The sequence below is a fragment of the Geobacillus uzenensis genome (assembly GCF_002217665.1).
GTDB classification, from domain to species: Bacteria; Bacillota; Bacilli; order Bacillales; family Anoxybacillaceae; genus Geobacillus; species Geobacillus subterraneus.
On the sequence record NZ_NEWL01000008.1, the window covers coordinates 108343 to 124695 of the forward strand.

Below are 16353 nucleotides of genomic sequence, written 5' to 3' on the forward strand. Positions count from 1 at the left end.
CCCAGCGCTCGAGGCATGCCTAGCGGTTCAACAAGCTGCCGACATAGCGGAGCAATTCATTGGCCGATGTAGAATTGTACCCGTACTCATCGATCAAACGGGCGACGACTTCGTTAATTTTTTTCAGTTGCTGCTCATCGGGAGTTTTCGTTGACGTCGTAATTTTCACGATGTCTTTCAAATCGGCGAACAGCTTTTTCTGGATCGCTTCGCGCAGCCGCTCATGCGAATTGTAATCAAATTTTTGACCTTTGCGAGCGTAGGCGGAGATGCGGATTAAAATTTCTTCGCGGAACGCCTTTTTCGCATTTTCGGAAATGCCGATTTGTTCTTCAATCGAGCGCATCAGCTTCTCATCCGGATTCATTTCCTCGCCGGTGAGCGGGTCGCGCAGTTTCGTTTTGTTGCAATACGCTTCGACGTTGTCCAAATAGTTATCCATCAACGTTTTCGCCGATTCTTCATACGAATATACGAATGCCTTTTGCACCTCTTGCTTGGCGATTTCGTCATACTCTTTGCGCACAAGCGAGATGAAGTTCAAATATCGTTCACGGTCTTCCTTGGAGATGGATGGGTGCTGATCCAACCCTTCCTTCAGTGAACGAAGCACATCGAGCGCGTTGATCGACGGCACTTCTTTCCGGATGATGCAGGCCGAAATGCGGTTGATGACATAACGCGGGTCGATGCCGCTCATTCCTTCGTCCGGATGTTCTTTTTTCAGCTCTTCGACATCAACTTCGTTGAACCCTTCAATCATCTCTCCGTCATACAAGCGCATTTTCTTCAATAAGTCCACATCCGGTCGTTTCGATTCTTTCAGCCGCGTCAAAATCGTAAACATGGCCGCAATGCGCAGCGTGTGCGGGGCAATATGCACGTCAGCGACATCGCTTTCACGAATCATTTTTTCATAAATGCGCTCTTCTTCAGAGACACGCAAGTTGTATGGAATCGGCATCACGATAATGCGTGAGTGGAGCGCTTCATTCTTTTTGTTGGCAATAAACGACCGGTATTCCGTTTCATTCGTATGGGCGACGATCAACTCATCAGCGCTGATCAACGCAAACCGTCCGGCTTTGAAGTTGCCCTCTTGCGTCAACGACAGCAAATGCCAAAGAAATTTTTCATCGCACTTTAACATTTCTTGAAATTCCATAATGCCGCGGTTCGCTTTGTTCAGTTCGCCGTCAAACCGATACGCCCGCGGGTCGGACTCCGAGCCATACTCAGCGATGGTCGAGAAATCGATGCTTCCCGTCAAATCCGCGATATCTTGTGATTTCGGGTCGGACGGGCTGAACGTCCCGATGCCGACGCGCCGATTTTCCGAGAAGAAAATGCGTTCGACCATGACGTCTTCAATTCGGCCGCCATATTCTTTCTCAAGACGCATCATATTGAGCGGAGACAGCTCCCCTTCAATGCGAATGCCGTATTCACGGTAAAAATCGTCACGCAAATGGTGAGGAATGAGGTGGAGTGGATCTTCATGCATCGGGCACCCTTTAATCGCATAAACGGCGCCGCGCTCCGTTTTTGAGTACTCCTCAAGCCCTCGCTTCAGGAGCGTCACCAATGTCGACTTCCCGCCGCCGACCGGTCCCATCAGCAGCAAAATTCGTTTCCGCACATCAAGCCGTTTCGCCGCCGGGTGGAAATATTCTTCAACTAACCGTTCAAGCGCCTCCTCGAGCCCGAACAAGTGCCGGCTGAAAAACTTATACCGCCTTCGCCCATTCACCTCTTCTACTCCGGCATCTTTAATCATATTATAAACGCGCGAATGAGCCGACTGGGCCACCCACGGCTTTTCTTTTAAAATCTCTAAATACTCGGCGAACGTCCCTTCCCATCTCAGCCGTTCTTCCTCTTCCCGGTACCGTGCGATTTTTCTTAAAATATCCATAAAGGACCTCCTCACCCTTGGATGTCTAACAGCAAGATTATTACAATTTATGCGAGGATGTCCCGTATCATTCGCCGCAAAAAAAATTTTGTCTTCGAATAGCCATCGGCAGTCATTCACATGCTTGGCCATATTCGTTATAATAAAGGGGAAACGCGTGCCACTTTCATTGCAAGGGAGGAAAAAACGATGCGCACATTGCTTGTGCTAGGAGTGATCGTCGCCTTTTTAACAGCCATTTTCACGGCTGGCTACGAGGACAAACCCGGCGTCAAACAATAGAGCCCAAAAAAACGACCTCCATAGCGAAGGTCGTTTTTTTGTTTATGACAGCCCATGAAACCGTTGCTGGCGCAGCGCCTCATACACTAAAATCGCTGCCGTATTTGATAAGTTCAGCGAACGGACTTTGTCGTTCATCGGAATGCGCAGGCAACGGTCCATGTTGGCCTCGAGCAGCTCCTTCGGCAACCCGGTCGTTTCACGGCCAAATACAAAGAAAATGTCTTTTTCCGTATCGCTGAAGTCAAACGAGTCGTAATATTGCCGGCCAAACTTGGTAATAAAGTAAAACTCTCCGTGCGGAAACCGAGCAAACAACTCGTCAAGCGAATCGTAATACGAAATGTTGACATGCGGCCAATAGTCAAGCCCGGCGCGCTTTAACATTTTATCGTCCGTTGAAAATCCGAGTGGACGGATCAAATGAAGCGCCGTATCCGTCGCCGCGCACGTGCGGGCGATGTTCCCGGTGTTGGCTGGAATTTCTGGTTGGTATAGCACAACATGAAGCGGCATTTCATTCACCTCAACAACATCGTTTATTTGCGGTCAATGATATGAAAAAATTTATACCGAATGTTCGGGGTATAGGCGCTTGAATCCTCGTATGACCAATAACGCATCCGGCTGTTCGTCGTATGGGCGTTCACCAGCGGCATCCCGTCTTGGTCTTTGGCCACTACGATTGTGGAATGATCAAAGCGTCCATCCCCTTGAAAATCATAACAAATGACATCGCCTGCCATCAATTGTTCCGGTTCCGGGACTTCCACGGCCTGCAAACCGATGCGCGACCCGCTCAAATACCAGCGCAGCGAGTGGGCAACCGCCCAGCTGTAACTCCAGCTCCCGTTTTGGCACCACCAGCCCCGCGCCCGGTTCGGATAGCCAGTCATCGGCGCTCCGCCCGCATACAAGCATTGAGAAACAAAGTTCGTGCAATCAACGGGAAAAGACGGAAACGCCGGGTTATGCCGATTCCACCACGTTTCCGCATACCGCACCGCTTGGGCGCGGTCATATTGGTAAGAAAGGCGATCACCCGTCCATCGCTCACGCTCGACACGAGGCGCTTCAACATATTCCCCCATGCGGCTAATCCGTTGATCGTCCGCCAGCTCGCCGCCCAAAAAACGGGCGCACCGTTCCTCGACTTGCTCCTCCATATAGAGAGTCGCCCCGTGTTTAATTAAAAATTGATGATGGGCAATATAAACCACCTTTGTCTCCCGCTCGACCGTCTGCCTGCCGACAATTTGTCCACGAATCGCACAGCGGACGATTTCCGCGCCGCGCCTTTGGCAAAGTTGCTGCTTTCTAGCGATTTCCTCATCGCCCCGAACACCGCTTTCCGAGACAAACGAACGCGCCCGCTCATCGAGCCAATTACGCAACTGCTTTTTCATGGCGCTCCCCACTTTCGTTTTTGTTACTACCTTATGTGGGGAAGCTGAAGTTTTTTCCCTATTCCTTGACCTCCGCCAACAGTTTCAGCCCTTTTTCAATTTCAGAGGCCACATCTGGATCTGTTTCTGTCTGTCTTGCCTCTTCGAGATATGGCTTGGCGCTTACATCCCCAATTTTTCCAAGCGCCCACGCCGCTGTTCCCCGGATGACCGGCCGGCTGTCTTCTTTCAACAGCTGCAATAAATACGGCACTGCCGTCCTGTCTTTATAATGGGCGAGCGCCAAAATCGCGTTGCGCTGGATCGGTTTTTTCCCTCGCCATGAGCCAGCCATCGCCCCAAACTTCTCTTTAAACTCGCGATTGCTGATCTGAAGAAGCGGGATAAGCTTCGGTTTCGCTGCCTCTGGATCCGGCTCAAACTCCGGATGCAGGTGGAAATCCTTTCCCTTATTTTCCGGACAGACCAACTGGCACGTGTCGCAGCCGTACAACCGGTTGCCGATTTTCTCACGAAACTCGTCGGCCAAAAAGCCTTTCGTTTGCGTTAAAAACGAGATGCACCGCTGCGCGTTTAGCTGCCCCCCCTGCACGAGCGCTCCGGTCGGGCACGCATCGATGCATTTCGTACACGTGCCGCATCGGTTTTCGATCGGCTCATCAGGCGGAAACGGAATCGTTGTAATCATCTCTCCCAAATATACATACGAACCAAACTCCGGTGTAATGATGGAACAGTTTTTCCCGCTCCAGCCGATCCCCGCCCGCTCTGCCACTGCTCGGTCAGCGAGCTCTCCCGTATCCACCATCGAACGGACGCGGGCGTGCGGCACCTTAATAAGCAAAAATTCTTCCAGCTGCTGCAAACGGTCCCGCAACACGTCATGATAATCTTTTCCCCACGATGCGCGGCAAAAAAGGCCGCGCCGCTCCGTTTTTGTCCCGCGCGGGGCGTCTTTCATTTTCGATGGGTAAGCGAGCGCAATGGCAATGATCGACTTCGCCTCGGACAGAAGAAGCGACGGATTGGTCCGCTTTTCAATATCCGGCTCTTCAAACCCGGACTGATAGCCAAGCTCCTGTTGTCGGCGCAGCCGCTCCTTTAGCTCCACAAACGGATCAGCGCTTGCAAACCCGATTTTATCAATGCCGATCGACCGGCTGTATTCAATCACTTCCTGTTTCAATGCTGCAACGTCCATTGTTTTCCCTCCCCCCGAGGTGTATGGTAAAATAAAATGCGAGGTGATTCGCATGAGATGCATCATATCGGAACAACTAAAACAACGGCTTCCTTCCGGCAAATTTGGCGTCATCCGCTACCGCCATATCGAAGTCGGCGACTCGCCGCAAATGCTAAAAGGGCGGCTTGAACTGTTTCAAGAGTCGATTTACGTTGAGCTGCAGGAGAAGGCCATCGCCGACATTCCTGAACTCGCCGAATGGCGGCAGGCATTTAAACAAATTGGCACGGATCCGGGTCGTTACCGACCGTCAAGCGAAAGCTTATACCGACGCATCCAGAAAAGGAACTTTATCCCATCAATCCATTCAGCGGCCGATGTCAACAACTTCTTTTCGCTCTATTATAAAATTCCACTCGGCATTTACGATCTTGACCGCATCGAAGGATCGGTGACCATCGCCGTAGGCACAGAACATGACGAATACATAGCCCTAAATGGCCGCACCGTCAACTTTGCCAATAAACTCGTCAGCAAAGATGAGCGCGGCCCGTTCGGCAGCCCGATCGTTGATTCCGAGCGCACAGCGGTGACGAAAGAAACGAAAAACGCTTTGCAAATTGTTTATTTTCTTCCGTCGATGACCGAAGATGCCGCCAACCGCCAGCTTCAGGCCATTCAAACGATGTTTACGCAAATCCATGGCGGCGAGGCCGAAGCGCAGTTGCTGGTATAATAAAAAAACGCAATGCCCCGTTCTTTGACGAAACGAAACACTGCGTTGTCCCCAATATTAAAAACTAACGATTCTCATTATAACAAAACCGTATGCACATGACAAGAAAAAGCGCAAAAATCGACAAAAACAGCTGTATAAAAGGGCACCAGAACGTTCTGGTGCCAAAAACTCAAGTGACCCGTACGGGATTCGAACCCGTGTTACCGCCGTGAAAGGGCGGTGTCTTAACCACTTGACCAACGGGCCAAACATGGCGGAGAAGGCGGGATTTGAACCCGCGCGCCGCAAAACTGCGACCTAACGGTTTAGCAAACCGTCCCCTTCAGCCACTTGGGTACTTCTCCATGAAATGGCTCCGCAAGTAGGATTCGAACCTACGACCTACCGGTTAACAGCCGGTTGCTCTACCGCTGAGCTATTGCGGAATAATCAAAAATTATTGTTCAAAGCTTGCCCTGTCCCTTCTTCTGCCAGCATTCTCAAAGAAGCAAGATGCGTCGAGGCAACTCGCAGCCTACTCGACGAAGTTAAGGCTCGTCGCTAAGCGATGGCGGAATGATCAAAGATGCTCGCTTTATATTATAACGAATCATCTGACAATGCACAATGGAAAATGGTGGGCCTAAGTGGACTTGAACCACCGACCTCACGCTTATCAGGCGTGCGCTCTGACCAGCTGAGCTATAGGCCCATCAAAGCGGGTGATGGGAATCGAACCCACGACATCAGCTTGGAAGGCTGAGGTTTTACCACTAAACTACACCCGCACATAGCTTCTTCTACCATTCACCACGCGATTTCATGCCTCTTCCTCTGCCAGCATTCTCAAAGAAGCAGAGTGCGTCGAGGCAACTCGCAGCCTATTCGATGAAGCTAGGCTCGTGGCTGAGGTTTTACCACTAAACTACACCCGCACATAGCTTCTTCTACCATTCATCACGCGATTTCACGCCTCTTCCTCTGCCAGCATTCTCAAAGAAGCAGGGTGCGTCAAGGCAACTCGTAGCCTATTCGATGAAGCTAGGCTCGTGGCTGAGGTTTTACCACTAAACTACACCCGCAACAAAGATAAGGGAAGAGAAAGGGCGACTAGTGGGAATCGAACCCACGCATGCCAGAGCCACAATCTGGTGCGTTAACCACTTCGCCATAGCCGCCACATTGATGGTGCCGGCTGCAGGACTTGAACCCGCAACCTACTGATTACAAGTCAGTTGCTCTACCAATTGAGCTAAGCCGGCACAACAGATTGACCTAAGTTGCACAATCATTATGGCGGAGGAGGAGGGATTCGAACCCCCGCGCGCCTTGCGACGCCTCTCGGTTTTCAAGACCGACCCCTTCAACCACTTGGGTACTCCTCCAAAAAGTAACGTAGTAATGGTGGACCTTGTAGGACTCGAACCTACGACCGGACGGTTATGAGCCGTCTGCTCTAACCAGCTGAGCTAAAGGTCCAATAATAGTGGCGGTGGAGGGGATCGAACCCCCGACCTCACGGGTATGAACCGTACGCTCTAGCCAGCTGAGCTACACCGCCAAAATGATATAGTGAAATGGTGGAGCCTATCGGGATCGAACCGATGACCTCCTGCGTGCAAAGCAGGCGCTCTCCCAGCTGAGCTAAGGCCCCACAGGAAAATCGGGAAGACAGGATTTGAACCTGCGACCTCACGGACCCGAACCGTGTGCTCTACCAAGCTGAGCTACTTCCCGATGAACGCGCTCGAGAGGATTCGAACCCCTAACCTTCTGATCCGTAGTCAGATGCTCTATCCAATTGAGCTACGAGCGCAAGTGCCGAGGGCCGGACTCGAACCGGCACGGTAGTTACCTACCCCAGGATTTTAAGTCCTGTGCGTCTGCCAATTCCGCCACCCCGGCGGGCGAGTGGAGCGGAAGACGGGGCTCGAACCCGCGACCCCCACCTTGGCAAGGTGGTGTTCTACCGCTGAACTACTTCCGCAAAATGGTGAGCCATGGAGGACTCGAACCTCCGACCCTCTGATTAAAAGTCAGATGCTCTACCTGCTGAGCTAATGGCTCATAGCAATCATAACACTCTAAGTACTAACGAGCTCTACCTGCCTCTTCCTCTACCAGCTGTTTCGAGGATGCTCGGTGCGTCGAGGCAACTCGCAACAAACTCAAAGATGCAGCGCTCGTTGCTGAGCTAATGGCTCATAGCAATCATAACACTCTAAGTACTAACGAGCTCTACCTGCCTCTTCCTCTACCAGCTGTTTCGAGGATGCTCGGTGCGTCGAGGCAACTCGCAGCAAACTCAAAGATGCAGCGCTCGTTGCTGAGCTAATGGCTCATAGCAATCATAACACTCTAAGTACTAACGAGCTCTACCTGCCTCTTCCTCTACCAGCTGTTTCGAGGATGCTCGGTGCGTCGAGGCAACTCGCAACAAACTCAAAGATGCAGCGCTCGTTGCTGAGCTAATGGCTCATAGCGATCATAACACTCTAAGTACTGACGAGCTCTACCTGCCTCTTCCTCTACCAGTTGTTTCAAGGATGCTCGGTGCGTCGAGGCAACTCGCAGCAAACTCAAAGATGCAGCGCTCGTTGCTGAGCTAATGGCTCATAGCAATCATAACACTCTAAGTACTGACGAGCTCTACCTGCCTCTTCCTCTACCAGCTGTTTCGAGGATGCTCGGTGCGTCGAGGCAACTCGCAACAAACTCAAAGATGCAGCGCTCGTTGCTGAGCTAATGGCTCATAGCGATCATAACACTCTAAGTACTAACGAGCTCTACCTGCCTCTTCCTCTACCAGCTGTTTCGAGGATGCTCGGTGCGTCGAGGCAACTATAACCGAACCTAATGGCTCATAACTTTCTCGAGTAAAATAAGGAATGCCGGCTGCAGGACTTGAACCCGCAACCTACTGATTACAAGTCAGTTGCTCTACCAATTGAGCTAAGCCGGCATATCGATATGATAATGGTGGCTCGGGACGGAATCGAACCGCCGACACAAGGATTTTCAGTCCTTTGCTCTACCGACTGAGCTACCGAGCCATATGTTATTTTTAACTCGCTCATTGATTGCTCTGTGCCTCTTCCTCTACCAGCTGATTCAAAGATGCTCGATGCGTCGAGGCAACTCGCAGCAAACTCGATGATGTTGATGCTCGTCTCTACCGACTGAGCTGTCGAGCCATACTGTATTTTTCGCAATTTTGGAACAATGGCGGTCCCGACGGGACTCGAACCCGCGATCTCCTGCGTGACAGGCAGGCATGTTAACCACTACACTACGGGACCATTTGGTTGCGGGGGCAGGATTTGAACCTGCGACCTTCGGGTTATGAGCCCGACGAGCTACCGGACTGCTCCACCCCGCGGCGATAAGAAATGGATTTGTTTCGATCATGCACTGAGTGTTGGTTTAAATGTTTGTTGCCTCTTCCTCTGCCAGCTGATTCAAAGATGCTCGATGCGTCGAGGCAACTCGCAGCGTATTCGATGAAGCAAATGCTCGTTGCTCCACCCCGCGACGATTTAGAGTGGTGGAGGATGACGGGATCGAACCGCCGACCCCTTGCTTGTAAGGCAAGTGCTCTCCCAGCTGAGCTAATCCTCCATGGATCGTGCCTAGCAGCGACCTACTCTTGCAGGGGCGCTGGCCCCAACTACCATCGGCGCTGGAGAGCTTAACTTCCGTGTTCGGGATGGGAACGGGTGTTTCCTCTCCGCTATCACCACTAGGCAATAATGGACAAGTTTTATTATAAGGAAAGTTGAATTGTTGTCAAGCTTTTTTTCATTCCCTCAAAACTAGATAACCGTGTGGGGGAAGAAGCCGCGGCGCTTCCGCTTTTTGTCTAGCTCCGGCCGCCATCGGCTCGCGACGCTTCGGTCCTGCTGTGGCGGCATAGCCTCCTCGCAGGCCCTCCAGCGCGTCTCGCCGATAGGCAGGCGGCCTCTGCTTTTCGTACTGTCTAGCTCCGGCCGCCATCGGCTCGCGACGCTTCGGTCCTGCTGCGGCGGGCTAAGCCCGCTCGCAGGCCCTCCAGCGCGTTTCGCCGATAGGCAGGCGGCCTCTGCTTTTCTAGGTTAAGCCCTCGATCGATTAGTATCCGTCAGCTCCACGTGTCGCCACGCTTCCACCTCGGACCTATCGACCTCGTCATCTTCGAGGGATCTTACTCGCCTAACGCGATGGGAAATCTGATTTGTTAATGGTCGGTCGTTCGCGGCCTTCCCTTTTCGTATTGTCTAGCTCCAGCGCCTGGCTCTCTTCTGCCAAATAACCTTCCCCCTCGGGGTGCAAGCACCCCTGCGGGTGAAGAACATTTGACTTCGAGAGCCAATCGCGGCGCTTCCGCTTTTGGGGTGCAAGCACCCCTGCGGGTGAAGAACATTTGACTTCGAGAGCCAATCGCGGCGCTTCCGCTTTTCGTACTGTCTAGCTCCGGCCGCCATCGGCTTGCGACGCTTCGGCCCTGCTGCGGCGGCAACAGCCTCCTCGCAGGCCCTCCAGCGCGTTTCACCGATAGGCGGGCGGCCTTCGCTTTTCCCCTTAGAAAGGAGGTGATCCAGCCGCACCTTCCGGTACGGCTACCTTGTTACGACTTCACCCCAATCACTTGCCCCACCTTCGGCGGCTGGCTCCCGTACCGTCCGCCGCTGACCAAATAAGAGCAAGCTCTCATTCGGTCCGCTCGACTTGCATGTATTAGGCACGCCGCCAGCGTTCGTCCTGAGCCAGGATCAAACTCTCCAATAGAAAGTTGATTGGCTTTGGCTTCGGCCTCAGCACCAAAGGCGCCGCGGCCTCAGCTTTTCGTATTGTCTAGCTTCGGCCGCCATCGACTCGCGACGCTTCGGTCCTGCTGCGGCGGCAATAGCCTCCTCGCAGGCCCTCTAGCGCGTTTCGCCGATAGGCAAGCGGCCTCAGCTTTTCGTTGCGCTTCGTTTCGTTCAGTTTTCAAGGAACAAGCTTATTTTTGTTTCTTCCGCTCTCTTGAAGCGACTTTTACATATTAGCATTTTTATTATTGGTTGTCAACACTTTTTTATTCATCTTATTCCGCAACGCTTTTCCGTCGCGGCAGCGATTTAAAATATATCATCGTTCGACATAGAAGTCAATAGCTTTTTTACTTTTCGCGATAGACAGCCCGTCTTTGCTGAACTGCCTCATTTTCCCCAACCATTCCACATTCATAAAATGTAGAGAAAACCGTTGTATCAAGACCATCCAATCCCCGTTACGCAAGCCCCCATTCAAGCGTTGGCTAGGTGGAGGTCGTTGACGCCCAGCCGAAAGTAATATGCTCCCCCGCCCGCACTAGCGCTCAGAGACGGGGCTTGTCGGGTCATCCCGCCTCATGGACAAAAGTTGGCCGAGCGCCCCAGTTGGCAACACCCCTCCTTTTTTGTCTCGTTTGACAGTGGGGAGCATCTTTCAAAATTAGGTTAAACAAAGGCTAGATGGGAGAGGTTCATCAAATTTTCCCTTCCTGCAAAATATAATAGCGTTCAAACATCCTGTTCCCTTTTGTCGGCACCTCTACCGCAGTTAACACTTTTCTTTCCACTAAATATTCGAGCATGATGGCAAGGTCGACCGAATAAGGCGCAAACTGCGGATGGCGGGTCATTTCCTCAATGCTCCATGCCCCACTCTTTTCCTTCAACACCTCGCATAAGTGAGAAGAGCCTGACACTATAAAAGAATGGATTAAAAATTCGCTCGCCAGCAACAGGAGCTCAAGCCGTTTTGGAAGCGGCTCCTCGCTCCCGACTAACTCCTCATACAACTTATAAATTTGTCCATCCATTTGCTTTACTTGATTCCATACCGTCACTTCCGGATAAAGGCCATGCTCGATCACTGTGAGCCGCGCTAAATGGTGCAAGGCGTGCATCATATGGTTGTATGAATCAAGCCAGTGTCGGGCGGTAAACAGCGCCTTGCCATCGGTATAGCGGCGAATCAGTTTGGCAAATTCCAGGCCCATTTTCAGCCGACGTTCCTTAGGGGGAAATTGCTCAAGGCGCTGGCGCAGCTGCCAAACGTAGTCGTTGCGGTCAAATACGATTTTTCCGTTGAATACCCAGTCGATCGCCTTTCGATGCGACCCGAGAACAAACCATTCGTTTAATTTTCGCTCATTCACCGCATAAAGCGCCGCCTTCTCGCCGCTAACTGAGTAATGTTTCAAATACAAAGGCTCACTTTGCGAATCGACAATGACGAGCAATACCACATCGAACGTATCGGTCACCGTCGCATGTCCCGCCGTTTTTTCAATGAGTAAAATTCCGCGTGTATTGCAACGGCTTGCCCATTCCTGATAAATGGGACGCAGCAATTCTTCCATAAATTATTCCCGTTACAGAAAGTCGGTAAGGTTGCGGCATCCGGCAAACTCTCCCTTTATAAAACCGGGCAGGAGAACATATTCTTTTTCACTTTTGGCACCGGCAGTTTTTCTGTAACGGCTTCCTCCCTTCCAGCGTCGTCGATGATTCAAACCTTGTTTTTATACAGATGACGAAAATGTTGCTAGCGTCCGTTGATGCTGCCATGTATACATCCCGCAACGTAGTCCTACTGCTATCATTCGCTGCTTGACCAAGGCGGGGAGCTTGTTGCTGTCGTTCGTTATTCGACAAAAGACGAGAAATTCCTCTCTTCTGAGTAAAAAACGCCTGTCAATTTTGTTGATTTCTCCTTCCCGATCGTCCCCTGTTTTATGGTATAGTGGTGTATGTAGGAGGGACGACGATGGGTATTAAATATTCGAGCAAAATCAACAAAATTCGCACGTTTGCTTTAAGCTTGATTTTTGTCGGAGTCATCGTCATGTATCTCGGGCTGTTTTTCCGCACGTCCCCGATCGTCATGACGCTGTTTATGGTGTTTGGACTTTTATTCCTTGTCGCGAGCGGCATTGTGTACTTTTGGATCGGTACGCTCTCAACGAGAGCGGTCCAAGTCGTCTGCCCGTCATGCGGCAAGGTGACGAAAATGCTCGGCCGCGTTGACTTATGTATGTTTTGCCGCGAGCCCCTGACGCTGGATCGCGAGCTCGAAGGGAAAGAATTCGATGAAAAATACAACAAAAAAAGAAAAAGCTGATAGCCCTTTTCGTGCTGTCAGCTTTTTTAATGCGTCCGCCCCCTGCCTTTTTGACAGTCAGGGCATACTCCGTACACTTCCATGCGATGATGATCGACTTTAAATCCAGTAACGTGAGCGGCAAGCTGCTCGACTTCATCGAGCGCTGGATAGTGGAAATCCACGATTTTGCCGCATTCTTCACAAATGACATGATAATGGTTGGATGTGACAAAATCGAACCGGCTTGAGGAGTCACCGTATGTCAGCTCTTTGACAAGCCCGATTTCTTTAAAGACGCGCAAGTTGTTGTAGACGGTAGCGACGCTCATATTCGGAAATTTCCCTTCCAGCGCTTTATATATTTCATCAGCCGTCGGATGGGACATCGAGCTGACCAAATACTCCAGTATCGCATGACGCTGCGGCGTAATGCGTATGCCCGTCTTTTTCAGCATGTCCAGCGCTTCCTTCAGTTGCTCGTTGACAGACACCGTCATGCACCTCACTCTCTGCAAAAGATAAAAAAAATTATCATTTTATAATATTTATAATTAGTCTACAAGGAATGTATGCCTTTTGTCAATATAGATACCATTAATATATGGGCTTGGGCATCTTTTTAACAAAAAAAGGGGGCGGAAATATTTCCCGCCCGCCACATTTCATTCATTTGAGGAGGTTACTATGTATCATACGCAACATAACTGATGTTGCTTGGACGCTTACCTAGATGAGACCAATCGGGCCACCTCCGCGAGCGCCTCATCGACGTGTCCCTTTACTTTCACCCCGCGCCATTCCTTTGCCAATGTTCCATCGGGGGCGATAATGAACGTCGAGCGCTCAATACCCATGTATTCCTTGCCAAAATTCCGCTTTTTCTTCCAAACCCCGTACAGTTCCGCTGCGTGATGCTGTTCATCGGAAAGAAGCAAAAACGGCAGCTGATATTTCTCTATAAACGTTTCATGCCGCTTGACTGGGTCTGTACTCACCCCTAAGATGACGGCGTTCAATCCAGCAAACTGCTCATGGCGGTCGCGAAAGTCGCATGCCTCGGCCGTGCACCCGGGCGTCATGTCTTTTGGATAAAAATAAAGCACGACATAGTGACCCCGGAAATCTGAAAGTGAAACCATTTTCCCGTTGCTTGCCGGCAAGGTGAAATCTGGGGCTGGCTGGCCAATGGCTGTCGTCATGGCGTTCCCTCCGTCTTCTTCGTTTTCTTTTAGCGTAGCGAAGACGGAGGGAAATTGCAACTGTTAGCGGCGATCCCAGTCAAATACAGTGCGCGTCACGATGACCGCTGGCATAATGTAACCGAGAAGCGCCTCAGCGATCGCGATCCACCGCCCGATGCCGATCGGGGTCACATCCCCGTATCCGACTGACAAGAGCGTCATGCCGCTTAAGTACAAGCTATCCTCAAGCAAAGCCAAACGGTTCCCCGCCATATTGTTTGAGGACGGGGTAAACACCGCATGGCCTTTCGCCTGCAAAATCATATAAATCATAGCAAAGCCGAGCAGCATCGTTATATACCACTGAACGAGCACCCACAAGCTGTCGAGCGAGAGGCGGTGCGTCGCTTGAACGCGCGCTGTCCAAAGCGAGGTGATGCTGCCAAGCAGTATGGCAGTAACCACTCCAAGGAAGGCGTAATCCATCGCGTTCCCTCCATCTTTGTCCGTTGTTTATATATACGTGGCCGAACGGACAATTATGACGGGGTGAACCGCCGCAATCTCGATAAGGCTTGAAACAGCGGACGCCGTCGGGCTGTGCCGCCTGCTAGACTACCCGTTCAGCAGGATAGAGCCCTTCTCGGTTTTTGTGAGAGGTCAGCTCCTCACTGCGCAAAGGAGCGGGCCAACACACCTTTCAGCGTCTCTGCGCTATGACGAAACCATTTTTGCTCATTATCGTCGAGCTCAATTTCAATCACTTCGCGGATGCCATTACGGTTGATGACCGCCGGTACGCCGATATAGACATCACGTTCACCGTATAAGCCGTCCAAATAAGCTGAGACGGTCAAAATGGCATTTTCGTTATGCAAAATGGCGCGCGTCACGCGGGCGAGCCCCATGGCGATGCCGTAGTATGTCGCTCCTTTTTTCTCGATAATTTGATAGGCAGCGTCGCGAACGTTGACAAAAATGCGCTCCAAATCCTCCCTTGCCTGTTCTCCTTTCGATTCGATCCACTTGCGGATCGGCACGCCGCCGATGTCAGCCTGACTCCAGACCGGAAGCTCGGTATCGCCGTGTTCACCGATAATGTAGGCGTGGACATTCGTCGGGGCGATGGCGAAATACTCGCCTAATAAAAAGCGAAATCGCGCCGTATCTAAAATCGTCCCTGAACCGATCACTCGATGATGAGGCAGTCCGCTGAATTTCCATGTCGCATAGGTCAAAATGTCGACCGGGTTCGTAGCGACAAGAAACAGCCCTTGAAACCCGGACGCCATAACCGATTCAACGATCGAGCGGAAAATGGCGATATTTTTATCCACTAGATCAAGCCGCGTCTCGCCTGGTTTTTGATTGGCGCCGGCGCAAATGACGACTAAATCAGCGTCGCGGCAGTCGCGGTAATCGCCATGCCAAATGTCCGTGGGCTTCGGCGCAAACACTTTCCCATGGTTGAAATCCATCGCATCGCCCGCAGCTTTATTTTCATTCGCATCGATGAGCACAATTTCATCGGCAACCCCTTGGTTCAATAAAGCAAATGCATAGCTGGCACCGACAAACCCGGTGCCGATGACCGCCACTCGATTTCCTCCTCCGTTTTTCATCGCTGTTCTCCCTTCTTATTATTGTGAATATATTCACAAATTATTTTACGCGATGAAGCGAGAACTATGCATAAACGATTATGGCAATTGTTTGGCCGTTGTTTGTCATTTTTATGACAGCCTCCGTTAAGCAAAAAAGCGGACGGGGCAGTCAGCTCCCCGTCCCGCGATACCGCCTCACCCCAGCATTCCAAAGCATGACGGCGATGGCAAAAAACAAGGCGCCGACTACCGGAGTGAAAAACGCGTAGCCATACCATTCTTCCTTGCGAAGAAAATACGAAGCCGGATAGACGCCAACAAAGGCAAACGGAAGCAGCCACGTTAAAATATAGCGGATGACGCGATGGTAAATATCGACCGGGTAGCGGCCATAGCTGCTGATGTTGTACATCATCGGCATGATTGACGTTCGGGCATCGGCAAAAAAGCTAATGGTCGCCAGTGAAATGAAAATGCCGGCATAAATGAACGCGCCGCCGATCACCAATAAAACAAAGATAAAGAGATCATACCAATGAAACGTAAGCGACAGACGGACGCCAGCGTACGCCATAATGATCAACCCCGGTATGGCCCCGAGCAACGATTCGAGCTCCATCCGCTCGAGAATGATCTGAAACAGGCTGTGCACCGGACGCGTCAACACGCGATCCATTTCCCCCTGCACAATATATCGTTCATTAAAATCCCAAAGGTTAAAAAAGGCGCCAAATACGGCATACGGAACAAGAAAAAAACCGTAAATAAACAAAATCTCATCGCGCGACCAACCATGAAGGAGCGGCGTATGGCCGAACACAACGAGCAAAAAGACCAAGTTGACCGCCTGAGCCATGAAATCGGATAGCCATTCAATGAGCAAATCGGCGCGGTATTGCAGTTTCGTTTTCATATATTGCGCCATGTATTGAAAAAAGACTGATAGATAAAACAATC

At 51.2% G+C, this 16353-nt stretch carries 12 protein-coding genes, 21 tRNA genes, 1 rRNA gene and 2 other annotated features; of the genes, 2 read left to right on the forward strand and 32 right to left on the reverse strand.

The window, feature by feature from the left end; genetic code table 11:
• Positions 1-19: 19 nt before the first annotated feature.
• The 4 genes from B9L21_RS13185 to queG form a co-directional block, all read right to left on the reverse strand.
• A complete protein-coding gene (locus B9L21_RS13185) occupies positions 20-1915 on the reverse strand; it encodes a PrkA family serine protein kinase (protein ID WP_063166712.1) in 1896 nt (631 codons plus the stop codon).
• A 324-nt stretch (positions 1916-2239) separates the two neighbouring features.
• Positions 2240-2713, reverse strand: coding sequence for a tRNA (uridine(34)/cytosine(34)/5-carboxymethylaminomethyluridine(34)-2'-O)-methyltransferase TrmL (gene trmL / locus B9L21_RS13190; protein ID WP_063166713.1), 474 nt, complete (start codon positions 2711-2713; stop codon positions 2240-2242).
• 23 nt (positions 2714-2736) lie between these two features.
• Complete coding sequence (locus B9L21_RS13195; protein ID WP_063166714.1) at positions 2737-3603, reverse strand: amidase domain-containing protein; 867 nt, start codon at positions 3601-3603, stop codon at positions 2737-2739.
• A gap of 58 nt (positions 3604-3661) precedes the next feature.
• Positions 3662-4804: a tRNA epoxyqueuosine(34) reductase QueG gene (queG, locus tag B9L21_RS13200; RefSeq protein WP_063166715.1), complete on the reverse strand. Its 1143-nt coding sequence runs from the start codon at positions 4802-4804 to the stop codon at positions 3662-3664.
• Positions 4805-4856: 52 nt separating this feature from the next.
• On the opposite strand from queG, the gene B9L21_RS13205 reads away from it, so the two are divergent.
• On the forward strand, positions 4857-5522 hold the full coding sequence (locus B9L21_RS13205) for a B3/4 domain-containing protein (RefSeq protein WP_063166716.1): 666 nt from the start codon (positions 4857-4859) through the stop codon (positions 5520-5522).
• 177 nt (positions 5523-5699) lie between these two features.
• Here the strand turns inward: B9L21_RS13205 and B9L21_RS13210 are convergent.
• From B9L21_RS13210 to B9L21_RS13320, 23 genes are all read right to left on the reverse strand, one after another.
• Positions 5700-5771: transfer RNA gene (locus tag B9L21_RS13210), tRNA-Glu, on the reverse strand.
• A 5-nt stretch (positions 5772-5776) separates the two neighbouring features.
• A tRNA-Ser gene (locus B9L21_RS13215) sits at positions 5777-5869 on the reverse strand.
• A gap of 6 nt (positions 5870-5875) precedes the next feature.
• Positions 5876-5950 (reverse strand) — tRNA-Asn (locus B9L21_RS13220).
• Between the two features lie 189 nt (positions 5951-6139).
• A tRNA-Ile gene (locus B9L21_RS13225) sits at positions 6140-6216 on the reverse strand.
• A 5-nt stretch (positions 6217-6221) separates the two neighbouring features.
• A tRNA-Gly gene (locus tag B9L21_RS13230) sits at positions 6222-6292 on the reverse strand.
• 317 nt (positions 6293-6609) lie between these two features.
• Positions 6610-6682: transfer RNA gene (locus B9L21_RS13235), tRNA-His, on the reverse strand.
• An 8-nt stretch (positions 6683-6690) separates the two neighbouring features.
• Positions 6691-6766, reverse strand: a tRNA-Thr gene (locus B9L21_RS13240).
• Positions 6767-6798: 32 nt separating this feature from the next.
• Positions 6799-6889, reverse strand: a tRNA-Ser gene (locus B9L21_RS13245).
• A 17-nt stretch (positions 6890-6906) separates the two neighbouring features.
• Positions 6907-6983, reverse strand: a tRNA-Ile gene (locus B9L21_RS13250).
• 8 nt (positions 6984-6991) lie between these two features.
• Positions 6992-7065: transfer RNA gene (locus B9L21_RS13255), tRNA-Met, on the reverse strand.
• A 17-nt stretch (positions 7066-7082) separates the two neighbouring features.
• Positions 7083-7158: transfer RNA gene (locus tag B9L21_RS13260), tRNA-Ala, on the reverse strand.
• Between the two features lie 9 nt (positions 7159-7167).
• Positions 7168-7241, reverse strand: a tRNA-Pro gene (locus B9L21_RS13265).
• A gap of 5 nt (positions 7242-7246) precedes the next feature.
• A tRNA-Arg gene (locus B9L21_RS13270) sits at positions 7247-7320 on the reverse strand.
• Positions 7321-7323: 3 nt separating this feature from the next.
• Positions 7324-7409, reverse strand: a tRNA-Leu gene (locus tag B9L21_RS13275).
• A 7-nt stretch (positions 7410-7416) separates the two neighbouring features.
• Positions 7417-7491 (reverse strand) — tRNA-Gly (locus B9L21_RS13280).
• A 4-nt stretch (positions 7492-7495) separates the two neighbouring features.
• A tRNA-Lys gene (locus B9L21_RS13285) sits at positions 7496-7571 on the reverse strand.
• An 822-nt stretch (positions 7572-8393) separates the two neighbouring features.
• A tRNA-Thr gene (locus tag B9L21_RS13290) sits at positions 8394-8466 on the reverse strand.
• A gap of 15 nt (positions 8467-8481) precedes the next feature.
• Positions 8482-8557 (reverse strand) — tRNA-Phe (locus B9L21_RS13295).
• Between the two features lie 170 nt (positions 8558-8727).
• Positions 8728-8803, reverse strand: a tRNA-Asp gene (locus B9L21_RS13300).
• Between the two features lie 3 nt (positions 8804-8806).
• Positions 8807-8883, reverse strand: a tRNA-Met gene (locus B9L21_RS13305).
• A gap of 163 nt (positions 8884-9046) precedes the next feature.
• Positions 9047-9122, reverse strand: a tRNA-Val gene (locus B9L21_RS13310).
• 9 nt (positions 9123-9131) lie between these two features.
• Positions 9132-9248 (reverse strand): 5S ribosomal RNA (gene rrf / locus B9L21_RS13315).
• Between the two features lie 355 nt (positions 9249-9603).
• Positions 9604-9703: a sequence feature (23S ribosomal RNA rRNA prediction is too short), on the reverse strand.
• A 362-nt stretch (positions 9704-10065) separates the two neighbouring features.
• Positions 10066-10268: a sequence feature (16S ribosomal RNA rRNA prediction is too short), on the reverse strand.
• Positions 10269-10989: 721 nt separating this feature from the next.
• The gene (locus tag B9L21_RS13320; RefSeq protein WP_063166717.1) at positions 10990-11868 is read right to left on the reverse strand and encodes a nucleotidyltransferase-like protein; all 879 of its coding nucleotides are present in this window, start codon (positions 11866-11868) and stop codon (positions 10990-10992) included.
• 407 nt (positions 11869-12275) lie between these two features.
• Between B9L21_RS13320 and B9L21_RS13325 the strand changes: the two genes are divergently transcribed.
• The gene (locus B9L21_RS13325; RefSeq protein WP_063166718.1) at positions 12276-12629 is read left to right on the forward strand and encodes a YgzB family protein; all 354 of its coding nucleotides are present in this window, start codon (positions 12276-12278) and stop codon (positions 12627-12629) included.
• Positions 12630-12655: 26 nt separating this feature from the next.
• Here the strand turns inward: B9L21_RS13325 and perR are convergent, their stop codons facing one another.
• The 5 genes from perR to B9L21_RS13350 form a co-directional block, all read right to left on the reverse strand.
• Entirely contained in the window at positions 12656-13108 is a 453-nt protein-coding gene (gene perR, locus B9L21_RS13330) for a peroxide-responsive transcriptional repressor PerR (protein WP_063166719.1), read from the reverse strand.
• A 225-nt stretch (positions 13109-13333) separates the two neighbouring features.
• The gene (gene bcp, locus B9L21_RS13335; protein WP_063166720.1) at positions 13334-13810 is read right to left on the reverse strand and encodes a thioredoxin-dependent thiol peroxidase; all 477 of its coding nucleotides are present in this window, start codon (positions 13808-13810) and stop codon (positions 13334-13336) included.
• 63 nt (positions 13811-13873) lie between these two features.
• Entirely contained in the window at positions 13874-14278 is a 405-nt protein-coding gene (locus tag B9L21_RS13340; protein ID WP_063166721.1) for a potassium channel family protein, read from the reverse strand.
• Positions 14279-14460: 182 nt separating this feature from the next.
• Positions 14461-15414 (reverse strand): L-lactate dehydrogenase, encoded by a 954-nt coding sequence (locus B9L21_RS13345; RefSeq protein ID WP_063166722.1) that lies wholly within the window; start codon positions 15412-15414, stop codon positions 14461-14463.
• A gap of 151 nt (positions 15415-15565) precedes the next feature.
• Positions 15566-16351, reverse strand: coding sequence for an ABC transporter permease (locus tag B9L21_RS13350; RefSeq protein ID WP_063166723.1), 786 nt, complete (start codon positions 16349-16351; stop codon positions 15566-15568).
• Positions 16352-16353 lie beyond the last annotated feature (2 nt).